Source organism: Methylobacterium crusticola, assembly GCF_003574465.1.
GTDB lineage: Bacteria > Pseudomonadota > Alphaproteobacteria > Rhizobiales > Beijerinckiaceae > Methylobacterium > Methylobacterium crusticola.
In genome coordinates, this window is sequence record NZ_QOWC01000471.1 from 1 (window position 1) to 1,257 (window position 1,257).

General features: G+C 71.1%; 1 protein-coding gene. It reads left to right on the top strand.

Annotated elements, in window-relative coordinates:
* Window positions 1-1,257: homogentisate 1,2-dioxygenase (gene hmgA, locus DT057_RS34965; RefSeq protein ID WP_128566564.1), on the top strand; the 1,257-nt coding region annotated here is incomplete at both ends.

The window sequence follows — 1,257 nt, forward strand, 5'->3', positions numbered from 1 at the left end:
GGCTACATGTCGGGCTTCGGCAACGGCTTCGAGACCGAGGCGCTGCCGGGCGCGCTCCCGGTCGGCCGCAACTCGCCCCAGACCTGCCCCTACGGCCTCTACGCCGAGCAGCTCTCGGGCTCGCCCTTCACGGCGCCGCGCACCACCAACGAGCGCACCTGGCTCTACCGCATCCGCCCGACCGTGATGCACTGGGGGGCGTTCCGGAAGGCCGAGGCCGGCCTCTGGCGCACCGCCCCCGCCCCCGAGGTCGAGATGCCGATCGCGCCCCTGCGCTGGGATCCCGTCCCGATCCCGGCCGAGCCGCTCTCCTTCGTGGAGGGGATCCGCACCATGACGACGGCGGGCGATGCCGGCGCCCAGGCCGGGATGGGGGCGCACCTCTACTTCGCCACCCGCTCGATGCGGGACGAGTACTTCTACAACGCCGACGCCGAGATGCTGGTGGTGCCCCAGCAGGGCCACCTGCGCTTCTGCACCGAGTTCGGCATCATCGACGTCGCGCCCGGCGAGATCTGCGTCATCCCGCGCGGCGTGAAGATCCGGGTCGAGCTCGCGGACGGGCCGGCCCGCGGCTACCTGTGCGAGAATTACGGCGGCGCCCTCACGCTGCCGGAGCGCGGGCCGATCGGCGCCAACTGCCTGGCCAACCCGCGCGACTTCCTCACCCCGGTGGCGGCCTACGAGGACCGCGACGCGCCCTCGACCATGCTGGTGAAGTGGGGCGGCACGCTCTGGAGCGCGGCGATCGACCACTCGCCCCTCGACGTGGTGGCCTGGCACGGCAACTACGCGCCCTACAAGTACGACCTGCGCAAGTTCTCGCCCGTCGGCCCGATCCTGTTCGACCACGCCGACCCGTCGATCTTCACGGTGCTGACCGCGCCCTCCGAGACGCCCGGCACCGCCAACATCGACTTCGTGATCTTCTCCGACCGCTGGCTGGTGGCGGAGAACACCTTCCGGCCGCCCTGGTACCACATGAACGTGATGAGCGAGTTCATGGGGCTGGTCTACGGGGTCTACGACGCCAAGACCGGGGGCGGCTTCCAGCCCGGCGGGGCCTCGCTGCACAACACCATGCTGCCGCACGGGCCGGACGTGGACGCGTTCGAGAAGGCCTCGACCGCCGAGCTGAAGCCCCACAAGCTCGAGGGGACGCTGGCCTTCATGTTCGAGACGCGCTTTCCCCAGAAGGTCAGCCGCTTCGCCGCCGAGACGCCGGCCCTGCAGGCGGAGTACGGCGCCTACGGCCGC